Origin of the sequence: Pseudomonas sp. YQ_5 (assembly GCF_043103305.1) — a bacterium.
GTDB classification, from domain to species: domain Bacteria; phylum Pseudomonadota; class Gammaproteobacteria; order Pseudomonadales; family Pseudomonadaceae; genus Aquipseudomonas; species Aquipseudomonas putida_Y.
Genome location: NZ_JBICJS010000027.1, coordinates 46,358 through 67,779, shown reverse-complemented (window position 1 = coordinate 67,779; position 21,422 = coordinate 46,358). Strand labels below are relative to the sequence as shown.

Here is a 21,422-nt window from a genome sequence, read left to right as displayed (position 1 = left end):
CCACCGCCGGCAAACAGCTAAGCTAATGCAATAGCTTTCAATAGTGCTGGCTCCGCCGACACTTCCCATGGTTCAACTGCCCGGACGTATCATGCGCAGCCGCCTGTTACATATCGCATCCTGCCTGCTGCTTACCGCTGCCACCTGCGCAGCGCAGGCCACCGACCTGACCCTGCAACGCCAGTACTATGACGAGGCCAAGCGAGCGCTGGCCAAAGGCGACAAAGGCCCGTACCTGCGCTATGCCCAGGCCTTGAGCGACTACCCGCTGACGCCCTACCTGGCCTACGACGAACTCACCGCCCGCCTGAAAAGCGCCAGCAACCAGGAAATCGAAGGTTTCCTTGCCAAGCATGGCGACCTGCCCCAGGCCAACTGGATGAAACTGCGCTGGTTGCGCTGGCTGGCCGAACGCGGCGAGTGGGATACCTTCGTCAAGTACTACGACCCCAAGCTCAACTTCACCGAGCTGGACTGCCTCAACGGCCAATACCAACTCAGCCACGGCTTGCGCGCCGAAGGTTACGCCACCGCCGACAAGCTGTGGAACGTCGGCAAATCGCAACCTGCCGCCTGTGACACGCTGTTCGGCATGTGGGCAGCCGAAGGCCAGCTGACCGAGGCCAAGCGCTGGGCACGCACCAAGCTGGCAGCCCAGGCGCGCAACTACGGCCTGGCCAACACACTGGCCAAGACGCTGACCACCCTCCGCTCACAGGGGCGCCTGCTGGTCGACGTCGCGCAGAAGCCTGAGCTGCTCAACCAGCCGTCGCGCTTTACCCCGATCAACGAGGCCATGTCCGACGTGGTCAGCCTCGGCCTTCGTCGCCTGGCCCGGCAGAACCCGGAGCGGGCGATGGCACTGCTTGACGATTACGCCCAACGCATGCACTTCTCGCGTGACGAAAAGGTGGCCATCGCCCGCGAAATCGGCCTGACCCTCGCACGCCGCTACGACCCACGCGCCCTCGACCTGATGACCCGCTACGACCCCGAGCTGCGTGACAACACCGTCAGCGAATGGCGCCTTCGGCTGCTGCTGCGCCTGGGCCGCTGGGAGGACGCCTACGAGTTGACCAAGCGCCTTCCCCAGGACCTGGCCAGCACCAGCCGCTGGAAGTACTGGCAGGCCCGCAGCCTGGAACTGGCACAGCCAAACAACCCGCAGATCCCGCTGCTTTACAAGACCGCCGCGCGTGAGCGTGACTTCTATGGCTTCCTCGCCGCCGACCGGGCACAGACACCGTACCAGATGAACAACAAGCCGCTGCTGCTGAGCCCGCAACTGGTCAAGAAGGTGCGCAACACGCCCGGTATCCAGCGCGCACTGGAATTCCACGCCCGCGGCCAGATCGTTGATGGCCGCCGTGAGTGGTACCACGTCAGCCGCCACTTCACCCGTGACGAAATGGTCGCACAGGCACGCCTGGCCTATGAGCTGCGCTGGTACTTCCCGGCCATCCGCACCATCAGCCAGGCCCGTTACTGGGACGACCTGGACATCCGCTTCCCCATGGCCCACCGCGACACGCTGGTGCGCGAAGCCAAAGTTCGCGGCCTGCATTCGAGCTGGGTATTCGCCATCACTCGCCAGGAAAGCGCCTTCATGGAGGACGCCCGCTCACCCGTGGGCGCCAGCGGCCTGATGCAACTGATGCCGGCCACGGCCAAGGAAACCGCACGCAAGTTCAGTATCCCGCTGGCATCACCGGCGCAAGTGCTGAATCCGGACAAGAACATCCAGCTGGGTGCAGCCTACCTGAGCCAGGTACACAGCCAGTTCAACGGCAACCGGGTGCTGGCTTCGGCAGCCTACAACGCCGGGCCCGGGCGTGTGCGCCAGTGGCTCAAAGGCGCCAAGCACCTGAGCTTCGATGTGTGGGTAGAGTCGATCCCGTTCGACGAAACACGCCAGTACGTGCAGAACGTGCTGTCGTATTCGGTGATCTACGGGCAAAAGCTGAATTCACCGCAGCCATTGGTGGATTGGCATGAACGGTATTTCGATGACATGTGATTGCTGTTGAGCCTGTACCGGCCTCTTCGCGGGTCTCCCCGCGAAGAGGCCGGTACAGGCAACACACCTACTCCAGGATTTCTACTTCCATCCCCACCTCCAGCCACCCACTGCCATCCACCGCCAGGTTCTGGCCGAACAGCACGTCGCCTTCTTTTTCGCGGAAAGTCTTCAGCGTAGCCATCGGCTCACGGTCAGCGCTGCGCTCCCCAGTGGCTGGATCGATGGTGGTGAAGATGCACCGCACGCTGGGCTTTAGCACGCGGAACACCAAGCTGCCGATGCGAATCCGCTTCCAGCCATCCTCGGCAAACGGCTCCGCGCCCTGCACCACCAGGTTGGGCCGAAAGCGCAGCATCGACATGGGCCGACCAATACGCCGGTTAAGCTCATCCAGCGAGCCCTGCCCGATCAGCAGCAAGGGAAAGCCATCCGGAAACGCCGCACGGTCACTGTTGAATCCGTAACCATTGGGCAGGTAACGCGCACGCTGCTCGGGGCAATGCACCAGGCGTACGGCCTTGCCCAGCAACTCGCTCAACCAGGCTGCCGCGGCATCGCCAGCGTCCGGCACGCGCAAGGTATCGCGCCAGATCGTCACGCCGCGCAGGGCGTCATCGGCAGGCGGTACAGGCACCCGCAACGGCGGCTGCCCAGGGGCTTGCAGCAGCAACTGGCCGCTGTCGTCAGCGTGTGCGCAGATCTGGCCAAGTTGTGGCCAGGCACGCTGGGTCAGGAAGCGTCCGTTTTCTTCCTCGACCACCATCCAGCGCCGGTCGCCTTGCAGCCCCAGCAACCCCACCGGTGATGCCTTCAGGCTTTGCGCCTGCCCCGACTTCACCGGGTATCGATACAACTCACTGAGAAACATCCTTGCCGCCTCGCGTCATGCCAAAAGCCAAGCTTATACCTGGCCGGCACAACGTTCACGCAGCGGTGGTATCCAGCAACAGGCGCTGCTTGACCACATCGACAAGGCGATCAGGCTGGAACTTGGAAAGGAAGTTGTCACAGCCCACCTTCTTCACCATGGATTCGTTGAAACTGCCCGACAGCGAAGTGTGCAGCACCACATAGAGCTGGCGCAGGCGGGCATCGCTGCGGATCTCGGTGGTCAGCCGATAGCCGTCCATTTCCGGCATTTCTGCATCGGTGAACACCATCAGCAGCTTCTCGCACACGTCCTCGCCGGCATCCGCCCAGCCCTTGAGCATGCGCAGCGCCTTCAGGCCATCACTGGCCACATGCAGCTTCATGCCCAGCTGGGACAGGGTGTCGCGCAATTGCGCCAAGGCCACACTGGAGTCGTCCACCAGCAGCACCTCCCGGCCGCGGGCCCGGGCCAGCACTGGGTCGGCGAGCTTGTCGCCAGAGACCCGAGCGTTGTAGGGCACGATTTCGGCCAGCACTTTCTCCACGTCGATCACTTCCACCAGCTTTTCATCGACCTTGGTGATGGCAGTCAGGTAATGCTGGCGACCGGCACTGGAAGGCGGCGGCATGATCGACTCCCAGTTCAAGTTGACGATGCGGTCGACACCGCCCACCAGGAAGGCCTGCACCGAGCGGTTGTATTCGGTGACGATGATGGTGCTGTCCGGCCCCGGCTGTAGCGGGCGCATACCGATCGCCTGGGACAGGTCGATCACCGGCAGGGTCTGCCCGCGCAGGTTGACCACACCGCAGACATAGGCGTGGCGCTGGGGCATCAGGGTCAGCTTGGGCAGTTGCAGTACTTCCTGCACCTTGAACACGTTGATCGCGAACAGCTGGCGACCGGCCAGGCGAAACATCAGAATTTCCAGGCGGTTCTCACCCACCAGTTGCGTGCGTTGGTCTACCGTGTCGAGAATGCCAGCCATTGGAAAGCCCCCAGGCTTGAGTCGTAAAAGGTGAAATCATCTACCCTGTATCGGCGGCTTCACGCACACCTTGACCCTTGCGGGAAAATGCCGCGCGAATAATTGATATCACTTTGCCATCATGCTTTACTGCCGACGCGCCAGGGCAAATCAGGGGCACGACAAAAGTTCCCTACCCTAGCCCTTAATCAGGGAAACCCTTAGCGGCAATCGGGTGCAACCTGATGTTCGCGATATCCTTTAGCCATTAATGTGACGCCATTCTCATTGCATGAATGGAGTCAGGCTTTTGCTAGCTATCGTTTCGGCGTGCCCGCCCCCCGCGCCTACCCCACGCGCGGGGATTTGATGATGGACACTGCCTTATCGTTCGATGACGCCCTGCAGGGCTTCCTGCTGGATGCCCAGGTACTGCTGACCCAGGCTCAGGAATGCCTGCAGCATCTGGAGCTGATAGACAATGACCCGGATGCCTGCAGTTGCCTGAGCAGCGCCCTCGACACTATCGCCCGTCAAGCTACGCGCTTGGGCCTGCGTGAAGTTGCCCACTACACCACCGCCCTGCAACAGCTGCTTGCCCCAGCCTGCCACGGTGGTTGCCTGCAGCGGGAAGCCCTACCCGCGATAGGGGCGTGCCTGACCTTGCTGGCCTGGCAGTTGGAGCTGGTCGATAGCCGTACAGGGCGGCTGAACCTGGACATCGGCGAGCAACTGGTGCTGCTGGGTGAATTGGCCAAGGTCGTACAACCCCCCTTTGCGCCAGCCTGCGCGTCCTGCGACGAAGCAGGCAGCGCGTGCATTCACCCGCACAGTGACATGGCAACCGGCACCCGCCCCAGCCGCTCTAATCGCACGCATTAACCTGACTCAAAGTGCAACTAAGCAACTTTATTGAAACTCGACCATGGTCGAACTTGAAAAGTTCTTCAGGTTTTCGGTGCATGCCGTTGAATCATTGCCGCATAAGTTACAGCACAAGTGGGTACTGCGCGATTAAAGGGTGGCACTTTGCTACTCGAAAGGCCCCGAGCAGCAGGCGTTTCAACGGACTACCTGGCCGCGACCGATGCAATGCAAAGTGGTAATATGCGCCCCCACAAACGCTTGCTATCGGAACAAAGGTGGCAAGAATACGTATTCAAAAAAACAACGAAAGTACTGCGCCAAAGCCTCTGAGCAGCATTGTGCAAGGCCTCCATCAGCAATACTTCAGTGGCCTCCCTACCTATGTTCCCACGCTTGAAGACCTTTTTGCGTTGCTGCTCCCGCGCCGCCGTGCTGCGTTGGACAACGGTCGGACTGTGCGTAGCCTCACTGGTTGCCAACATGGCGCTGTACCTGGCCAACCAGACAATCCCGGCCACCCTGCTGGTGCTGCAGTTGGTCGCCACGCTGGGTGCTGCTGTGCAACTGGGCCTGGGCGCCAGGTCGATCCACCTACGCCCGGCTGAGCTGGCCGAGCGCATGCTCAAAGTGCAAGAAGACGAGCGTCAGCATCTGGGCAGGGAACTGCACGACGACATCGGTCAACTGCTCACCGCTGCCAAGCTGCAACTGCAGTGGCTACAGCGGCGCATGCCCGACGAATTGCAGGGGCACTGCGACGCCCTGCGCAGCACACTGGATGACACCCTCGGTAATGTGCGCAATGTCTCCGCACTGCTCAACCCCCGGCAGTTGGCCAGCCTTGGTCTGGAAGACAGCCTGCGCGCGCACCTGGTACGCACCCTGGCCAGCAGCGGCGTGCACTGGAGCCTGGCGTGCAACCAGCGCCTGGGCGGTATCGACGAAGCCGTGGCCATGGCAGTGTTCCGTATAACCCAGGAGGCAGTGACCAACATGCTGCGCCACGCCCAGGCACATAACCTGGTCATCCGCCTGCAACGTACTCCTGAGGGGCTGGCGTTGTCGATCCACGACGATGGTCGTGGTTTCGTCCCTGCCCGGCACCCGGCAGAGGCCGGTCAGCGCGGCCTGGCCGGCATGCAGGAGCGGGTAATCGCGCTGCAGGGCAGCCTCGACATCACCAGTCAGCCTGGCCGAGGCACGCAGATCGAAGCGATGTTCCCGTGGTCCCCGCGCACCCAGCAACGCGCCAGGAGTATTACCAACCATGACCTGTAGACTACTGCTGGTAGATGACCACTCGCTGATCCGCGCCGGGGTACGCGCGCTGGTCGGCGATATCCCCGGTTATGAAGTGGTCGGCGAGGCCGACGACGGCAATCAGCTACTCGACCTGGTGCGCACACTAACGCCCGACATCATCTTGCTGGACATCTCCATGCGTTCGACCAGCGGCCTGGATGCCCTCACTCAACTGCGAGCCAGCGGCAGTAGCTGCAAAGTGCTGATCCTGTCCATGCACACCGACCCGGACCTGATCATGCGCGCCCTGGAGAGCGGCGCCCACGGCTACCTGCTCAAGGACACCAGCAGCGCCGAGCTGGAACAGGCTCTGGGGGCTGTATGCCGAGGTGAGCGCTACCTCAGCCCAGCCATCGCCCACACCGTTATCAACCAGGCGCTGAGGCACACCAAACAAGGCAAGCAAAGCGCTGGCGAACGGCATAATCTGACTTCACGCCAGCTTGAAATCCTGCGCCTGATCGTGCGCGGCAAGTCCACGCGGGAAATCGCTGCGGGCCTGGGCCTGTCGATCAAGACCGTGGAAACTCACCGGTCACAAATCATGAAGCGCCTGCAGATTCACGACGTGGCCGGCCTGGTGCTGTTTGCGGTACGCGAAAAAATCATCAGCCTGGATGACTGAGCAACGGCGACCCGGCCGGCAGGTGCAGGAACAACGCCGCCGACCTCGCCTGAAAGCGCAGATTGGCAGCCTGCAACGGCTCGCCATCAAGGTTGATGTCCAACCCTTGCGAACTCTTGATCTCGACCCATGGCAGCCTGGCACGAACAAACAGGCCGTCACCGCCCAACAGGTCACGCAGAGCCCCTACCATCTCCTGCGGTGCCGGCAGAATGGCGACGTCAAGCAAGCCGTCGTTGATCCTGGCTTCGGGGCACAGCACCTGCCCGCCACCGGCCTGGCGGCCATTGCCGATACCCAGCGCCAGCAAATCCCCTTGCCAATGAAAGCCCGGCCCCTGTAGTTCCACCGAAGCCGCCTGAAGCTCACTGAAGCGGGACAGCCCGGTGAACAGGTAGGCGGCAGCGCCCAGCACTTTCTTGAGGTCTTCGGAGGTATTGGCGGTGACCTGGCTGCCAAAGCCACCCGTGGCCATGTTGAGGAACAACTGATCGCCAGCCTGCCCCAGGTCTATGGGTTGTGGCGCGACATTCAGCAAGGCCAGCGCCGACGCCGGCTCCAGGGGGATGCCAGCGGCCTTGGCAAAATCGTTGGCAGTACCCAGTGGCAACAAGGTCAGGCTGGCTTTAGTAGCGGCCAATCCCATGGCCTCGGCCACATCACGCAACGTGCCGTCCCCGCCACCGGCGACGATATGGCTGTAACCCGCCGCCAGTGCCTCGGCGACCAGCCGTTGGGCATCGCCCGCCTCCCAGGTCACCCGTACATCCAGCACCCAGCCGCTATCGCGCAGGTCGCTCACGGCGCTGCGGACGTCTTCGTTCATCGCCTGCTTGCCGTGCAGCACCAGCATTGCCTTGCGCCCTTGCATGTGCGCGTCTCCGTAAAATGGACCACCCCCTATCTCGACCACTGGCCTGCCCGGATCGTTGCATGGCCTGGAAAAAACATTGGACCGGCGCCACGCCTGCAACTGATCGCGTCGCCGGTCATTTTTCCACACTTGGCAATCCCGGCTATGCTCAGCAGATACCCCTATTGCCATGGACGCGCCCGGCAGTGGCTCCCCCACTGCTGTCAACGGGCGCGTTTTGCTATCTGCAGCCTTTCGCGAGGACTTCGGGTCATGCGCATTCTCTGGACACTGCCCTACCTGCCTTGGCCGACCACCAGCGGCCACAAAACCCGGCAATACCATCTGCTGCGCGCACTGGCGCAGCGCGGCCACCGAATCACCCTGCTGGTGCAGTCGAAAATCCCTCTCAGCGATGCAGCACGTGAGGCCCTGGAGCCACTCCTCGAACGCCTGATCGTGCTACCCCGCCGGCCGCTGCACAGTCCACTCAACCTGCTGGCTTCACCCATCATCGACTACCCCATGCGGGCAATCATCAATGGCCTGGCACCTCGCCTGCGGCACCGGTTCGAGCAATTGCTGGACGAGCCTTGGGACGTGATCCAGATCGAGCACAGTTACAGCTTCCAGCCGTTCGAAAAAGCCTTGCAGGCTCGCGGGCTGCCTTACATGCTTAGCGAGCACAATTTGGAGTCGGTAATGGGCGGTGCCTGCCACGACCGCCTGCCGCTGTGGCTGCGCCCGCTCAACGCCTTCGACCGCTGGCGCTACCGGCGCTGGGAGCACCGAGTGCTACGCCAGCCTACCGAACTGGTGGCCGTCTGCGCCCACGATGCCGAACTGATCGCGCAGATCAGCGGGCGCGCGGTGAATGTGGTGGTCAACGGCGTGGATTGTGATTTCTACCAGCAAGTGCAACCTGCGGTGCACAGCCAGCGCCTGTTGTTCGTCGGCAATTTCGAATATGGCGCCAATCTGGAAGCCATCGAGTGGGCACTGGACGACATCATGCCGAAGGTGTGGATGAGCAACCCGGCGGTGCGCCTGGCTATTGCCGGGCATGCCATGCCGGCCAACTGGAAACTTCACTGGAATGACCCACGCATTGAATGGTTCGGCTACCGCCCCGACCTGCGTGAACTGCAACGATGTTCAGCGTTATTCTTCGCCCCCCTGCGCTATGCCGGTGGCTCGAAGGTGAAAATCCTCGAAGCGATGGCCGCCGGCTTACCCGTGATCACCACCGACAAGGGCGTTTCAGGCCTGACCGTGAACAACGGCGAGCACTACCTGGGCAGTGACGACGGTGACCTGCTGGCACTGCTGATCACCCAACTGCTCAATCAGCCCTGGCGCATGAGCCAGTTGAGTGCTGCCGGGCGCCAGTTTGCCCGCCAGCGCCACGACTGGAGCGTGGCCGCCCAGCAACTGGAGAATGTGCACATACGCCTGACCCAGGCGGCACCGGCCGAGGCCGCGCCGCTGGACAGTGCCTGGCTGGGCCGCTCAGCCAAGTAGCTCGCTGAAGGGAATGAACGGCACGCTGTCGCCCTGCTTCGGCGTGCTGCCTTCACGCACTTCCACCAGCCCCTCCGCCCAGGCTGCGCTGCGCAGCACACCCGAGCTCTGGTTCTTGTAGATGCGCACCCGTCCCTGTTCGATGCGCGCGCGCAGGTATTCGCGGCGCGTACCCGGCTTGGGCCAGTCAAACCCAGCGGGCATGTCGAACCGCAGCGGCGTGACGTCAACTACACCCTGACGACGCAGCAGGTAGGGCCTGGTCAACAGACCAAAGGTGACCAAGGTCGAGGCCGGGTTGCCCGGCAGGCCGATCACCGGCACACCCTGGAAGTGGCCGAAGGTCAGCGGCTTGCCCGGTTTGATCGCCAGCTTCCACAACGCCAGTTCGCCGGCCTCGCGCAGGGCAGCACCGAGGTAGTCGGCTTCCCCCACCGAGACGCCTCCGGTGGACAGAATCAGGTCTACGTCACCCAGTGACGCCAGGCAGGTGCGAGTACGCCCCAGGTCATCCGGCAGGATGCCGGCATCGACCACTTCGCAACCCAGCCGCTGCAACCAGCTGACCAGCAGCCTTCGGTTGCTGTTGTAGATCTGCCCGGGCCCCAGCGGCAGGCCAGGCTCGACCAGTTCGTCGCCGGTCGACAGCACCGCCACTTTCACCTTGCGCACCACGTCCAGGCGGCCATGCCCCAAGGTCGCCGCCAGGCCCAGTTCGATCGGCCCGAGGCGGGTGCCGGCGCTCATCACCTGCTCGCCTTTGCGGGTTTCCTGGCCTTGAGGCCGTATGTTCTGCTCGGTGCGCAACGTTTCGAGAAAGCGCACCCGGCCATCTTCGAGTACTTCGGTGTTTTCCTGCATCTCGACGCAGTCGGCCCCCTCCGGCACAGGCGCACCGGTGAAGATCCGTGCGCAGGTACCCGGTTGCAGCGGCTGGGGCGCATGGCCGGCGAAAATACGCTGGCTGACCGGCAGCGGCTGGCCCTGCCAGTCAGCCAGGCGCAAGGCATAACCGTCCATGGCGCTGTTCGGCCAAGGCGGCAGGTCGAGCGAGGCCACCAGGTCGGTGGCCAGCACGCGGCCTTCGGCTTCGGCCAGCGGCAGGTTTTCGGTCTCGCCAATCGGTGCAGCTTCGGCAAGCGCCAGCAGTTGCTCCAGCGCCTGTTCCACCGGCATCAGCGGCCGGGCCTGGCTGACCTCAGCCACGGCTGTCACAGGCCGCTGCCTGCTTCAGGTGCGGCACGAAGTTGCACGGACGATGACGGGCATCAAGCTGCTCGGCCAGGATGCCATCCCAACCGGTGCGCACAGCGTTGGTCGAGCCCGGCAGGCAGCACACCAGAGTGCCGTTGGCCAGCCCGGCCAGGGCACGCGACTGCACGGTGGAGGTGCCAATGTCGGCCACTGAAATCTGCCGGAACAGCTCGCCAAAACCGTCCACTTGCTTGTCCAGCAGGCAGGCCACCGCCTCGGGGGTGCTGTCGCGGCCAGTAAACCCGGTACCGCCCGTAATCAGCACCACTTGCACGCTGTCATCGGCGATCCATGTGGCTACCTGGGCTCGGATCTTGTAAAGGTCATCCTTGAGCAGCACACGCTCGGCAAGGCGATGACCGGCGGCGCTCAGGCGGTCGACGAACATCTGGCCAGAGGTGTCGGTGTCGAGGGTACGGGTGTCGCTGACCGTGAGCACGGCGATGTTCAGCGCCACGAAGGGGGTATCTGCCTTGGCTTTCATGGGTGTCCGTCACAACAGGATGAGATGGACGCAGTTATATCACAGCGCACCTTTTCCGGCGTTGCCCCCATCGGCCTTGCCCTGGATCAAGGGGACGAATTAGTCGCTATGCTGCACTTGGAGTGAACTTGCACTAACGTCCTGCGTCATAAATGTCATCTAGCACCATCGCACTTGGAGAAACACGATGATCAAACGGACCCTACCCGCCTTCCTGCTCGCCTTGGGCTTGGGCGCCCTCGCCGGCTGCTCGACTCCAACCGTCATTACCCTGAACGATGGCCGGGAGATCCAGGCAACCGACAAACCGTCCTACGACGAAGACTCTGGCTTCTATGAATTCGAGCAACTCGACGGCAAGCGCACGCGCTTGAACAAGGACCAGATCCGCACCGTCAAAGAGCTCTGATCAAGGCCCCGTTCAGGCCATGGCCCTTTAAACAACAAGGGCTTGCGGGCAAAAACGGGATGCAGTAGGATTTTGGTCATCGGAGTGTAGCGCAGCCAGGTAGCGCGTCTCGTTCGGGACGAGAAGGCCGCAGGTTCGAATCCTGTCTCTCCGACCAGATCCTTGTCAAAAAGCCCGCCATGCGCGGGCTTTTTGTTGTGTGCGAAAAATGCCTCCGTGCGCGGGTTGCAGCCGCTGTGGGCACCTGCAACCACTGCAGACCGAGTCAAGCACTCAGGCGGGAGGTGACTTCGCCCAACTGCCCTGACAAACCATGCAGGCGCTGCCCCGCCTGCTCCGTATGCTGCACCGCTTCCTGATTGGCTGTGGCAATGCGGGTAATTTCGATCAGGTTGCGCGAGATATCTTCGGCCACGCTGGTCTGCTCCTCTGCCGCCGTGGCGATCTGCCGGTTCATGTCGCGGATCGCCTCCACCGCCTGGGTAATGCGTTGCAGCATCTGCCCGGCCTGCTCGACCTGCTCAGCCCCTTCCTGGCTACGTTGCTGGCCGCTTTCGATGGCCTTGACCGCCTCCACAGCCCCCGACTGTACCGCTTCGATGATCTGGTGAATCTCTGCAATCGACGCTGCCGTGCGCTGGGCCAGGCTACGCACTTCATCAGCGACTACCGCAAAACCACGCCCGGCTTCGCCAGCACGGGCCGCTTCGATGGCTGCGTTAAGCGCCAGCAGGTTGGTCTGTTCAGCAATGCCGCGGATCACTTCCAGCACTTTGCCTATACGTGTGCTGTCATGCTCCAGATCGCGAATTACCGACGCCGTGCCGGCAATTTCGCGGTTGACCAACCCGATGATGTCGATGGTCTGCTGCATCACCTGCTCGCCCGCCTGGGCGCTGTGGTCGGCGTCATCGGCCGCACGGGCAGCCTCGGCGGCGTGGCGTGCGACCTCTTGTGCAGTGGCGGACATTTCGTGCATGGCCGTGGCCACCTGGTCGGTACGCTGGAACTGGTCATGGGTACCGCGGGCCATGTCACCGGCAATATTGCGCAACTGGCCGCTGGCACCTTCCAGCTCCTGAGCGTTGTCCTGCAGCCGGCCGACGGTGTCGGCAAGGAAGTCACGCAGGGTGTTGGCTGCCCGCGCCAGACGCCCCAACTCATCCTCCCGACGGCTGTCGACCCGGGCAGCAAAGCAGCCCTGGCTGAGCTGCGCGACGTACTCGATCAACTGACGGATCGGCTCGATCAGGCTACGGTTGACCAGCCACAGGCTGAGCAGCCCCACCAGCACCGCAGAAGCCAGCATCACCAGCAGGCCCAACCATACCGTGCGCTCGGCACTGGCATTGATGCTGGCTGCGCGCTGACGGGCATCGGCGCGCAGCTGCTCGACCAGTTCGCTCATCTGCTCACTGGCGGCACGATCCACGCCTTTGACCGCCCGGTCTCCCGCTACCGGATCGCCGCCTGCCGCAAGGAAGGCCTGGCGGCCTTGCGCATAGGCCTGGCCCAACTGGCGGTGGCTGTCGCGCAATTGCTGCAGCGACGCCTTGAGCCTGGCATCGCTATTGTCGATCAATTGCCCGAGCAGTTGTTGTACTTGCTGTTCGCGGGCCTGGAACTGCTGCCAGTACTTGTCCATCTCCGCTGGCTGGCGCCCGCGCAGTAGCACGTTTTTCCATTCCTGCACCTGTATCTTGAACTGCAGGTTGGCTTCGTCAATCAATTGCGAGGCCCGCAGCGGCCCGTCGACCAGCTCGGCGTAGCCACGCACGCTGGACGACAGGAACTGGAAACACACCAGGGCGATCAGCAGCATCGCCAGCACACTGCCGCCGAGCAGCGAAAGAATTTGCACTCTGAGGGATTTACGCAACATCGAGGGTCTCGGAACCAGAGGGAGTAGGCTGAGGCCGCTGTACAGCCTCATTACTGGCAGGCCAAAAAAAAGCTGCCATCACGCAATGGCAGCCAGGTCGAGCACTTACGCAACAGTTGAGGCAAATACTCTCAGGCAATTACTACAGAAATGTTACAAGGCCGCGACACGCTAACCGGTGGTGAACTGCAGCGCTGCCAGCCGTGCATACAGCGGGCTGTCCTCGATCAACTGACGGTGGGTGCCCACCGCCACCAGCCGACCCTGGTCGATGACCGCGATGCGCTCGGCGTGCTGCACTGTGGCCAGGCGATGGGCGATCACCAGCGTGGTACGGCCGGCCATCAGCCTGGGCAGCGCTTGCTGGATCAAGTATTCGCTTTGTGCATCGAGGGCACTGGTGGCTTCGTCCAGCAACAGGATCGGCGCATCGACCAGCAAGGCCCGGGCGATCGCCAAGCGCTGACGCTGCCCGCCGGAAAGGCCTATGCCGCCCTCCCCCAGTTGTGTCTGGTAGCCTTGGGGCAATTGCCGGATGAATTCGTCGGCATGGGCGCCGCGGGCTGCTGCTTCGACTTCAGCCAAGGTCGCCTCGGGCCGGCCATACCGAATGTTGGCCTCCACCGTGCCACGGAACAACGAGGGGTTTTGCGCCACCAGGGCGAACTGCCGGCGCAGCTGGTCGGGATCAAGCTCGGTAACCGGCTGGCCATCAAGCAGGATGCGGCCTTGCTGAGGGTCGTAAAAGCGCAGCAACAAATCGAACAGGGTCGACTTGCCTGCCCCGGAAGGGCCTACCAGGGCGACGGTCTGCCCAGGCTCGATGGTCAGGCTCAGGCCGTCAACAGCCGCCACTGTGGGCCGTGAAGGATAAGCAAACACCACCTGCTGCAACTCGATACGCCCACTGGCCCGCTGCTGTGGCAGCACCTGCGCCGCGGCGGGCGGCAGGATGGCACTTCGCGCGGCCAACAATTCGGCAATGCGCTCGGCGGCACCCGCGGCCCGCTGCAGTTCGCCGATCACCTCACTGAGGGTACCGAAGGCGCTGCCGACGATCAGGCTGTAGAACACGAATGCAGCCAGCTCGCCTGCGGATATGCGCCCGGCGATCACATCCATGCCGCCGACCCACAGCATCACCCCCACCGCCCCCAACACCAGCACGATCACCAGGGTAATCAGCCAGGCACGCTGGGCAATCCGCTTGCGGGCAACAGTAAACGCTGCTTCGACCGTATCGGCGAACAGTTCGCGGTCGTGCGCCTGGTGGTTGTAGGCCTGCACGGTCTTGATCTGCCCCAGCGTCTCAGCCACGTAGCTGCCCACATCGGCGACCCTGTCCTGGCTCTGCCGCGACAGGCTGCGCACCCGACGGCCGAACAACAGGATCGGTGCCAACACCAGCGGCAACGTTACCACCACGATGCTGGTGAGCTTGGGGTTGGTAATGAACAGCAATGCCACACCGCCAATGACCATCAGCGCGTTGCGCAAGAACATCGACAGCGATGAACCGATCACTGATTGCAGCAAGGTGGTGTCCGCTGTCAGCCGCGACTGGATCTCGGAGCTGCGGTTGTCTTCGAAAAAACCTGGGTGCAGGCCGATCAGGTGGTCGAAGACGGCACGACGGATATCGGCCACACAGCGCTCGCCAATCCACGACACCAGGTAAAAACGGCTGAAGGTACCCACCGCCAGCGCCAGCACCAGCAGCAGGAACAGCCCGATGGTCTGATTGAGCTGGTGCGCGGAGCGGGTCATGAAGCCTTGATCCACCAGCAGGCGGATGCCTTGGCCCATCGACAGGGTGATGCCAGCTGTGACTACCAGCGCCAGCAATGCCAGCAGCACCTGCCGGCGATAAGGGCGAACGAACTGCCAAGCCAGGCGCAAGGCGCGGCGTTGGCGCGGGGAAACCGATTCGGGCATGGCGACGACCACAAAGGGTGGGGAAGCGGCAGCCTACCACTCATCCCGGTCGGGAGACTGCATGAAGGTTGCTATAACGCATCGATCTAAACAGCTTATGGAGCTTTCACAGGCTTTCTGCTGGACTGTTGCTGCCGTGACCCAGAAGCTGTCACAGGCCAGTCACGGCGCAGGGCTACCCTGAGCTTGAACCTGAAGAGGAGACAGTGCATGAGCTTGCAGCATGGCAGTGATAACCAGAAGCCCCAGACCTCTCCGCAACCGCAAGTATGCGGTTCGATCATCGACGCCAAGGGGCGCGAAGTGCCGATCACCGAGCAGATGATCCAGCAGGCCTGCAAGGCCCTGGAAGAAAGCCGTGTCGAGCGCGTACGCAAAGGTTGATCGGCGAATTCTTTGCAACCCGGCGCTTGCGCCGGGTTTTTATCTGCCCAGCAAGTTGGCTTGGCCACCCCCACAGGTAACCGCACATACCTGCAAAGTCACGACAAGGTTTGCTTAGACCAACACCCCACCCAGGGCACTGACCAACTGCGCCAACTGCGGCGCCTCCCCGTGCAAGCGCACGGCCAGCCCCTCGATCTCGCGCCTTGGCGGGTATTGCTTGCGCAACTGGTCGAACGCCGCTCGCTGTTGCTGCGGATCATCGCTCAGGCTACGGCGGAAATCGGCATCATCGCGGCGCGGGTCATATACGGCGCGACACAGGGTGGCCAAGGCCCAGGACAGGTCGGTGCTGGCATCCAGATCGATCTGCGCCAACGGTGGCTTTGGCAGCAGCTCGGCCAGTCGCACCTGCTCGTCCACACCCAGGAAGCGGCACAGCGCCTGGTAGATCTGCGCCGTACCACGCTGGCGGCCATCGAGGCTATAGCCGGCAATGTGCGGCGTAGCCAGCGTGCACAGGTCGGCCAACTGCAGGTCAACCTGCGGCTCCCCTTCCCACACATCCAGCACCGCGTGCACGTCTTCGCGGTCCAGCAGCAGCTCGCGCAGGGCCACGTTGTCCACCACCGGGCCACGGCTGGCGTTTACCAGCCAGGCACCTGGGCGCAACTGTGCCAGCTGCGCCTGCCCCAGCAGGTGCCAGGTCGGGTACTCGCCGCCGCGTTGCAATGGGGTATGCAAGCTGATCACATCGCACTGCTGCAGGATGGTTTCGAGGCTGACGTAGTCGCCGCCCTCGGCGGCCTGACGCAACGGGTCGCACACCAGCACCTTCCAGCCCAGGCCGTGCAGCACCCGCACCAGACGGCCACCCACTTCACCCGCGCCCACAACACCATACACGCGCTCAGGCAATGCCACGCCATCCAGCTCGGCCAGGGTCAGCAGGCTGCCCAGCACGTAATCGACCACGCCGCGGGCGTTACAGCCAGGCGCGCTGCTCCAGCGGATACCGGCCTCTGCAAAGTAGTCCAGGTCCAGATGATCAGTACCAATGGTGCAAGTGCCGACAAAGCGTACACGGCTGCCTTCGAGCAACTGACGGTCGACCTTGGTCACCGAGCGTACCAGCAGGATATCGGCGTCCTTGACGTTGGCAGCATCGAGGCTTCGGCCGGGGTAGCGGCGAATTTCACCGAACCCCTGGAAGAAGGCATCGAGCAGCGGGATGTTCTCGTCGGCAACTATCAGCATGGTGCTCTCCTGTCTGGGGAGAGCAGTGTAGGCGCAACGCCGGGCCTGTTCCAGAGCGATTCAGTCGGCTTTCTTGCGGATCCAGTACAGGAAAGTGCCGGCGTCCTCTTGCTGCTGCAGCAGCTCGTGGCCGAGAAAGTTGCAGAACTTGGGGATGTCGCGGCGGGTCGACGGGTCAGTGGCGATGACCTTGAGCAGGCCGCCGGCAGCCAGGTTGCGTACGTGCTGGTGCAGCATCATCACCGGTTCCGGGCAGTTCAGGCCGGTGGCATCGAGGATGGCGTCGGGGGTGAAATCGGTCATGGGGGGCTCCGAAAATGATCGCTATTGTCGCGCATAGCGCGGTGCGGTCCAAGGGGGCTTAGACGCATGCCTTCAGCATTGTGTGAATATCGAGATCGAGCGCCGCCCGCGCGGCGCATCGCGAGCTTCGCTCGCTCCTACGTTTGTTTTTGGCCAGTAACGCCTGTTACAGGCGCGCGCGACCGTTTTGTTTGTACGACGCAATATCACGCCAAGCGCCAAAGCGTTCGCGCGCAAATCCCCCAGGAATAACTGGCCCGAAACAAACGTAGGAGCGAGCGAAGCTCGCGATGCGCCGCGCGGGCGGCGCTCGATCTCAATGCAAACAGCAAATGCAAACCATCCACCTGAAACGCTCAGCGCGGTTTCAAATCGAGCCGCCGCAGGTGGCAAGTCACTTCCTCGCGGTCGTGGTACAGCTGCTTGCAGGCGATCGACACCTTGATCTTGCGTGCCTTGAATGTCGCCTCCATACGGTCGAGCAAGCGCCGTACTTCGGCATAACGCTGCTTCATCGGCAACTTCAGGTTGACCACCGCCTCGCGGCACAACCCCTCACCCAGCCAGGTTTCGATCAGCGAGGTGGTACGCGCCGGCTTCTCGACGATATCGCACACCATCCAGTCAACCGGCTGCTTTGGCTGCCAGGTAAAGCCATCGGCCATCAAGTGTTGGACCAGGCCAGTGTCCATCAGGCTTTCGGCCATCGGCCCGTTGTCGATGGCTGTCACCAGCATGCCACGACGCACCAGCTGGTAGGTCCAGCCGCCCGGCGAGGCTCCCAGGTCGACGCCGGTCATGTCATCACCCAGGCGCAGCTCCCACTGCTCACGCGGAATGAACTGGTGCCAGGCTTCTTCCAGCTTGAGTGTCGAACGGCTAGGTGCCTCGCGAGGGAACTTCAGGCGCGGGATGCCCATGGGCCACAACGCGCAGTTGCTGGCCGATGCAACGCCGACAAATACCCGCCGGCCGCTGATGAAGGTCAGTAGCAAACGTGGGCGGCCAGGGTCATCGACCAGGCGGCCGGCCTTCTCCAGGGCCTTGCGCAACGGCACTTCGAACTTTCGGCAAAAGGTGGACAATTCCTTGCCTTCGTTGCTGTCCAGCACCTCCAGCCAAAGGCTGCCGAACACCGGGAAGTCGGCCAACTGCGCCAGCAGCACACTGATGCGGTCACTTTCCGGCAGTTCAACGTAACCGCCACGTGCCCACTGCCGCGGGAAAATCAGCTGGTTGAAACGCAGTTCCCCCATCAAGCGCTCGGCACCGCCCTCCTCGCTACAGACAAACTCGGCACTGGCACTTTGCGGCTTGCCTTTGGCATAGCCGGCAACACCCAGGCGGGCGGCATGTTCGCTGATCTCGGCGCAAACCTCGCCCTCGAAACCGGGCCGGCAATGCATGAACAGGGTATTCATCTCTCACTCCACTACGGCTGGCGCACCACAGGCGCCGGCAGGGCGGCGATGATAAAGGAAGTTCGGAACCTGCGACACGCCCCGCCGGTCCAGAAAAGGGTCAGGTAGCCTAAACCGGTCTAACCTGACCACTCAGCCAGGTCCGTACCGTGCGGACCGATACAGAGCGGTGCTGCCGGCAAACCGTGAATATTTGCCGGGCACCGGTGCAGAAGGAGTTGGCAATGCCCTCGCTCGATAGCCTGAACACCCTCAAGCCCCTAAAGGTCGGCGACCAGACCTACCACTACTTCAGCCTCACCGAGGCCGCCCGCCAGCTGGGTGACCTGCAGCGCCTGCCCATGTCGCTGAAAGTGCTGCTGGAAAATCTGCTGCGCTGGGAGGACGGCACAACCGTCACTGGCGACGACTTGCGCGCCATTGCCCAATGGCTTGGCGAACGGCGCTCTGACCGCGAAATCCAGTACCGCCCGGCGCGGGTGCTGATGCAGGACTTCACCGGCGTACCCGCCGTGGTCGACCTGGCGGCCATGCGCGCCGCCATGGCCAAGGCTGGTGGCGACCCACAACGGATCAACCCGCTGTCACCGGTCGACCTGGTGATCGACCACTCGGTAATGGTCGACCGCTACGGCACGCCGCAAGCCTTTGCCGAGAACGTCGACATCGAAATGCAGCGCAATGGTGAGCGCTATGCCTTTCTGCGTTGGGGCCAGAGCGCGTTCGACAACTTCCGCGTTGTACCCCCGGGCACCGGCATTTGCCACCAGGTCAACCTGGAATACCTGGGCCGCACGGTGTGGACCCGTGAGGCTGATGGCCGCACCTATGCCTTCCCCGATACCTTGGTGGGCACAGACTCGCACACCACCATGATCAACGGCCTGGGCGTACTTGGCTGGGGTGTCGGTGGCATCGAAGCGGAAGCGGCCATGCTCGGCCAGCCGGTATCGATGCTGATCCCCGAGGTAATCGGCTTCAAGTTGACCGGCAAGCTGCGAGAGGGCATCACTGCCACTGACCTGGTGCTGACCGTGACGCAGATGCTGCGCAAGAAAGGCGTGGTGGGCAAGTTCGTTGAATTCTATGGCGACGGCCTGGCCGAGCTGCCCCTGGCCGACCGCGCGACCATTGCCAACATGGCACCGGAATACGGCGCCACCTGTGGTTTCTTCCCGGTCGACCAGGTCACCCTCGACTATCTGCGCCTTTCGGGCCGCCCCGAAGCGACCGTGCAGCTGGTGGAGCAGTACTGCAAGGCGCAGGGCATGTGGCGCCTGCCCGGCCATGAACCGTCATTCAGCGACACGCTGGCACTGGACATGGACGAGGTCGAAGCCAGCCTGGCCGGGCCCAAGCGGCCACAGGACCGCGTAGCACTGGGCCAGATCAGCCAAGCCTTCGACCACTTCATCGAGCTGCAGCCCAAACCGCTGGCCAAAGAAGTTGGCCGCCTGGAAAGCGAGGGCGGCGGCGGTGTGGCGGTGGGCAACGCCGACCAGACCGGCGCAATCGACTACAGCCATCAGGGCCAGACCCACACCCTGCGCGATGGAGCCGTGGTGATTGCCGCGATCACCTCATGCACCAACACGTCCAACCCCAGCGTGATGATGGCTGCCGGGCTGGTGGCGAAAAAAGCACTGGAAAAAGGCCTGCAACGCAAACCCTGGGTCAAGAGCTCGCTGGCGCCGGGCTCCAAGGTGGTCACCGACTACTTCAAGGCAGCCGGGCTCACGCCTTACCTCGACCAGCTGGGTTTTGATCTGGTCGGTTATGGCTGCACCACCTGCATCGGCAACTCCGGCCCGCTGGACGAGGCGATCGAGAAAGCTATTGGCAGCGCCGACCTCACCGTGGCCTCGGTGCTGTCGGGCAACCGCAACTTCGAAGGCCGCGTGCACCCGCTGGTCAAGACCAACTGGCTGGCTTCGCCCCCGCTGGTGGTGGCCTATGCCCTGGCCGGCAGCGTGCGCCTGGACCTGACGCGCGACCCGCTAGGCTCAGGCAAGGACGGCCAACCGGTCTACCTGCGTGATATCTGGCCGAGTCAGCAGGAAATTGCCGAGGCTGTGGCCAAGGTCGATACGGCGATGTTCCACAAGGAATACGCCGAAGTGTTTGCCGGTGATGCGCAGTGGCAGGCCATCGAGGTGCCACAGGCCGCCACTTACGTGTGGAAGGCTGACTCCACCTACATTCAGCACCCACCGTTTTTCGACGGTATCGGCGGGCCGCCACCACAAATTGCCAATATTCACGGCGCACGGGTGCTGGCGCTGTTGGGCGACTCCGTGACCACTGACCACATTTCCCCCGCCGGCAACATCAAGACCGACAGCCCGGCCGGGCGCTACCTACGGGAACAGGGTGTGGAGCCACACGATTTCAACTCCTACGGTTCGCGGCGCGGCAACCATGAAGTGATGATGCGCGGCACCTTTGCCAACATCCGTATCCGCAACGAAATGCTGGCAGGAGAAGAAGGCGGTAACACCTTGCATGTGCCCACTGGCGAGAAGCTGTCGATCTACGACGCAGCCATGCGTTACCAGCAGGAAGGCACCCCGCTGGTGGTGATTGCCGGCCAGGAGTACGGCACCGGTTCGAGCCGCGACTGGGCAGCCAAGGGTACCAACCTGCTGGGGGTCAAGGCCGTGCTGGCGGAAAGCTTCGAGCGTATTCACCGCTCCAACCTGGTGGGCATGGGCGTGTTGCCGCTGCAGTTCAAGGCGGGGCACAACCGCAAACAGTTGGGGCTGACCGGCAAGGAGCAGATCGATGTACTGGGGCTGGACGGTGCACATCTCCACCCCGGCATGAGCCTGCCCTTGCGCATTACCCGCGAAGATGGCCAGCAGGAACAGATCGAGGTGCTATGCCGAATTGATACCCTGAACGAGGTGGAATACTTCAAGGCGGGGGGGATTCTGCATTATGTGTTGCGCCAGATGATCGCTGGCTGAGACGGATAGCCTGGCACAAGATTTGTGCCGTTTTCTAAACCGAGCGCCGCGCGGGCGGCGCTTGGTCACATGCGCGCCGGTGCCCCACAGCCGTAAGCGTC

General features: G+C 62.9%; 18 protein-coding genes, 1 tRNA gene and 1 pseudogene. 9 read left to right on the top strand and 11 right to left on the bottom strand.

Translation table 11 applies throughout. The annotated features are described in order from the left end of the window. Positions 1-91 precede the first annotated feature (91 nt). The gene (locus ACF8EA_RS04715) at positions 92-2,017 is read left to right on the top strand and encodes a transglycosylase SLT domain-containing protein (RefSeq protein ID WP_275966936.1); all 1,926 of its coding nucleotides are present in this window, start codon (positions 92-94) and stop codon (positions 2,015-2,017) included. A gap of 67 nt (positions 2,018-2,084) precedes the next feature. Here ACF8EA_RS04715 and ACF8EA_RS04710 read toward each other — a convergent pair whose 3' ends face one another. Both ACF8EA_RS04710 and ACF8EA_RS04705 read right to left on the bottom strand, forming a co-directional pair. Further along, entirely contained in the window at positions 2,085-2,888 is an 804-nt protein-coding gene (locus ACF8EA_RS04710) for an MOSC domain-containing protein (RefSeq protein ID WP_392521187.1), read from the bottom strand. A gap of 55 nt (positions 2,889-2,943) precedes the next feature. Then, positions 2,944-3,879: a chemotaxis protein CheV gene (locus tag ACF8EA_RS04705; RefSeq protein WP_021785435.1), complete on the bottom strand. Its 936-nt coding sequence runs from the start codon at positions 3,877-3,879 to the stop codon at positions 2,944-2,946. 351 nt (positions 3,880-4,230) lie between these two features. Between ACF8EA_RS04705 and ACF8EA_RS04700 the strand changes: the two genes are divergently transcribed. The 3 genes from ACF8EA_RS04700 to ACF8EA_RS04690 all read left to right on the top strand — a co-directional run bounded on the left by ACF8EA_RS04700 (position 4,231) and on the right by ACF8EA_RS04690 (position 6,652). After that, entirely contained in the window at positions 4,231-4,740 is a 510-nt protein-coding gene (locus tag ACF8EA_RS04700; RefSeq protein WP_392521186.1) for a histidine kinase, read from the top strand. A 366-nt stretch (positions 4,741-5,106) separates the two neighbouring features. Further along, entirely contained in the window at positions 5,107-6,003 is an 897-nt protein-coding gene (locus ACF8EA_RS04695) for a sensor histidine kinase (protein ID WP_392521185.1), read from the top strand. Beyond that, positions 5,993-6,652: a response regulator gene (locus ACF8EA_RS04690; protein WP_392521184.1), complete on the top strand. Its 660-nt coding sequence runs from the start codon at positions 5,993-5,995 to the stop codon at positions 6,650-6,652. The genes ACF8EA_RS04695 and ACF8EA_RS04690 overlap by 11 nt, the downstream gene beginning before the upstream one ends. Here the strand turns inward: ACF8EA_RS04690 and yegS are convergent. Beyond that, a complete protein-coding gene (yegS, locus tag ACF8EA_RS04685; protein WP_274148094.1) occupies positions 6,636-7,523 on the bottom strand; it encodes a lipid kinase YegS in 888 nt (295 codons plus the stop codon). The genes ACF8EA_RS04690 and yegS overlap by 17 nt on opposite strands. A 255-nt stretch (positions 7,524-7,778) precedes the next feature. Between yegS and ACF8EA_RS04680 the strand changes: the two genes are divergently transcribed. Next, the gene (locus ACF8EA_RS04680) at positions 7,779-9,026 is read left to right on the top strand and encodes a glycosyltransferase family 4 protein (protein ID WP_274118787.1); all 1,248 of its coding nucleotides are present in this window, start codon (positions 7,779-7,781) and stop codon (positions 9,024-9,026) included. Here ACF8EA_RS04680 and glp read toward each other — a convergent pair. Both glp and moaB read right to left on the bottom strand, forming a co-directional pair. After that, positions 9,015-10,241, bottom strand: coding sequence for a gephyrin-like molybdotransferase Glp (gene glp, locus ACF8EA_RS04675; protein WP_392521183.1), 1,227 nt, complete (start codon positions 10,239-10,241; stop codon positions 9,015-9,017). The genes ACF8EA_RS04680 and glp overlap by 12 nt on opposite strands. After that, on the bottom strand, positions 10,225-10,764 hold the full coding sequence (moaB, locus tag ACF8EA_RS04670; RefSeq protein ID WP_021785442.1) for a molybdenum cofactor biosynthesis protein B: 540 nt from the start codon (positions 10,762-10,764) through the stop codon (positions 10,225-10,227). The genes glp and moaB overlap by 17 nt, the downstream gene beginning before the upstream one ends. A 187-nt stretch (positions 10,765-10,951) precedes the next feature. Between moaB and ACF8EA_RS04665 the strand changes: the two genes are divergently transcribed. Together ACF8EA_RS04665 and ACF8EA_RS04660 are read left to right on the top strand one after the other, a co-directional pair. After that, complete coding sequence (locus ACF8EA_RS04665) at positions 10,952-11,173, top strand: YgdI/YgdR family lipoprotein (RefSeq protein ID WP_003248738.1); 222 nt, start codon at positions 10,952-10,954, stop codon at positions 11,171-11,173. An 80-nt stretch (positions 11,174-11,253) separates the two neighbouring features. Further along, a tRNA-Pro gene (locus ACF8EA_RS04660) sits at positions 11,254-11,330 on the top strand. 108 nt (positions 11,331-11,438) lie between these two features. On the opposite strand, the gene ACF8EA_RS04655 is transcribed toward ACF8EA_RS04660, so the two are convergent. The 3 genes and pseudogenes from ACF8EA_RS04655 to ACF8EA_RS04645 form a co-directional block, all read right to left on the bottom strand. Further along, positions 11,439-12,143, bottom strand: a complete 705-nt coding sequence (locus ACF8EA_RS04655) for a methyl-accepting chemotaxis protein (RefSeq protein ID WP_392521220.1) — start codon at positions 12,141-12,143, stop codon at positions 11,439-11,441. Between the two features lie 228 nt (positions 12,144-12,371). After that, positions 12,372-12,482, bottom strand: a pseudogene (locus ACF8EA_RS04650) (hypothetical protein); the annotation flags it as partial. 744 nt (positions 12,483-13,226) lie between these two features. Next, positions 13,227-14,990 carry an ABC transporter transmembrane domain-containing protein gene (locus ACF8EA_RS04645; RefSeq protein WP_392521182.1) on the bottom strand — a complete coding sequence of 588 codons (1,764 nt, stop codon included), beginning with the start codon at positions 14,988-14,990 and terminating at the stop codon, positions 13,227-13,229. Between the two features lie 210 nt (positions 14,991-15,200). Between ACF8EA_RS04645 and ACF8EA_RS04640 the strand changes: the two genes are divergently transcribed. After that, the gene (locus ACF8EA_RS04640) at positions 15,201-15,374 is read left to right on the top strand and encodes a PA1571 family protein (protein WP_003248731.1); all 174 of its coding nucleotides are present in this window, start codon (positions 15,201-15,203) and stop codon (positions 15,372-15,374) included. Positions 15,375-15,488: 114 nt separating this feature from the next. Here ACF8EA_RS04640 and pdxB read toward each other — a convergent pair whose 3' ends face one another. The 3 genes from pdxB to rlmM all read right to left on the bottom strand — a co-directional run bounded on the left by pdxB (position 15,489) and on the right by rlmM (position 18,355). Then, positions 15,489-16,631, bottom strand: a complete 1,143-nt coding sequence (pdxB, locus tag ACF8EA_RS04635; RefSeq protein WP_392521181.1) for a 4-phosphoerythronate dehydrogenase PdxB — start codon at positions 16,629-16,631, stop codon at positions 15,489-15,491. A 60-nt stretch (positions 16,632-16,691) separates the two neighbouring features. Continuing rightward, entirely contained in the window at positions 16,692-16,934 is a 243-nt protein-coding gene (gene tusA / locus ACF8EA_RS04630; RefSeq protein WP_003248727.1) for a sulfurtransferase TusA, read from the bottom strand. A 356-nt stretch (positions 16,935-17,290) separates the two neighbouring features. After that, positions 17,291-18,355 (bottom strand): 23S rRNA (cytidine(2498)-2'-O)-methyltransferase RlmM, encoded by a 1,065-nt coding sequence (rlmM, locus tag ACF8EA_RS04625; protein ID WP_392521180.1) that lies wholly within the window; start codon positions 18,353-18,355, stop codon positions 17,291-17,293. 224 nt (positions 18,356-18,579) lie between these two features. Here rlmM and acnA point away from each other — a divergent pair, with 224 nt between their 5' ends. Beyond that, positions 18,580-21,321 (top strand): aconitate hydratase AcnA, encoded by a 2,742-nt coding sequence (gene acnA, locus ACF8EA_RS04620; RefSeq protein WP_392521179.1) that lies wholly within the window; start codon positions 18,580-18,582, stop codon positions 21,319-21,321. The last annotated feature ends 101 nt before the right edge of the window (positions 21,322-21,422 follow it).